The 1158-nt window shown below is 76.4% G+C and carries 2 protein-coding genes; both read left to right on the top strand.

Annotated features, from left to right (window positions below):
- Positions 1-119 precede the first annotated feature (119 nt).
- Positions 120-908 carry an SCO1664 family protein gene (locus tag DZF91_RS23480; protein WP_117359516.1) on the top strand — a complete coding sequence of 263 codons (789 nt, stop codon included), beginning with the start codon at positions 120-122 and terminating at the stop codon, positions 906-908.
- 33 nt (positions 909-941) lie between these two features.
- Positions 942-1158 (top strand): NRDE family protein (locus DZF91_RS23475; RefSeq protein ID WP_147341313.1); only part of this gene is annotated, 217 nt, incomplete at its 3' end.

Raw genomic sequence — 1158 nt, 5'->3', positions numbered from 1 at the left:
GACCCGCGCGGGCGGCTCCCCGCGGGCCGCCGGACGGGCGCGCGCCCTCCCGCGCGCGCCGGGTGGATGCGGTCCGCCCACTGCTGGATCACGCCTCCCGGGCCCTGGAGAATGGACGTATGACGCAGGCTTCACGCGGCCGCACGCCCGCCGACGGCCACCGGGGCGACCCGCCCGGCGGCGGGGTGTCGCCCCTGGACACCGAGGCGGCCGAGCGGCTGCTGGCCGAGGGCGCGCTGACCGTCGAGGGACGGCTCGCCCAGGCGTCCAACGCCACCCTGTACTGCTCGGTGGAGCGGGCCGGGGTGCGCGCCGCCTGCGTCTACAAGCCGGTCGCGGGGGAGCGCCCGCTGTGGGACTTCCCGGACGGCACGCTCGCCGAGCGCGAGGTCGCCGCCTACGAGGTGTCGCAGGCGATGGGCTGGAACATCGTCCCCCCGACCGTGCACCGCGACGGCCCGTACGGCGTCGGCATGGTGCAGCTGTGGGTCGAGCCCGACCCGGGCACCGACACCGTCGCGCTCTCCCGCTCGGACGCCGAGCCGGTGCGCCGGATGGCGGTGTTCGACGCGGTCGTCAACAACGCCGACCGCAAGATCGGGCACCTGCTCCCGCCGGGCGACGGCCGCGTCTACGGCTGCGACCACGGCGTGTGCTTCTCGGTCGACTACAAGCTGCGCACGGTGCTGTGGCAGTGGCGCGGCAAGCCGCTGACGGCCGAGGCGCTGGAGGCGCTCGGCCGGGTGGAGGCGTCGCTGCGGTCCGGGCCGCTGGGCGAGCGGCTGCGCGCGCTGCTGACCGCCGACGAGGTCGACGCGACGCGCCGCCGGGTCGAGCTGATGCTCAAGCACCGCATCCACCCCTACCCGCCGGAGGACTGGCCGGCCATTCCCTGGCCCCCGCTTTAGCCGCGTTTGGGGCGGGCTGTTCCAATAGGCGCCATGTGTACGGCGATCGTCAGCGTGGACCCCGCCTCCCCGGTCCCGGTGCTCCTGGTGGGCGTCCGGGACGAGTTCATCGACCGCGACTGGGAGGGGCCCGGCCGGCACTGGCCCGACCGTCCCGGCCTCATCGGCGGACGCGACCTGCGCGCCGGGGGCACCTGGCTCGCCGTCGACCCCGCCGCCCGCCGCGCCGCGACCGTCCTGAACGGCCGCG

This window comes from Actinomadura logoneensis, from assembly GCF_003428695.1.
In the GTDB taxonomy this organism is placed as follows: domain Bacteria; phylum Actinomycetota; class Actinomycetes; order Streptosporangiales; family Streptosporangiaceae; genus Spirillospora; species Spirillospora logoneensis.
The sequence above is the reverse complement of the archived record's forward strand: the minus strand, read 5'-3'. Positions and strand labels throughout refer to the sequence as shown.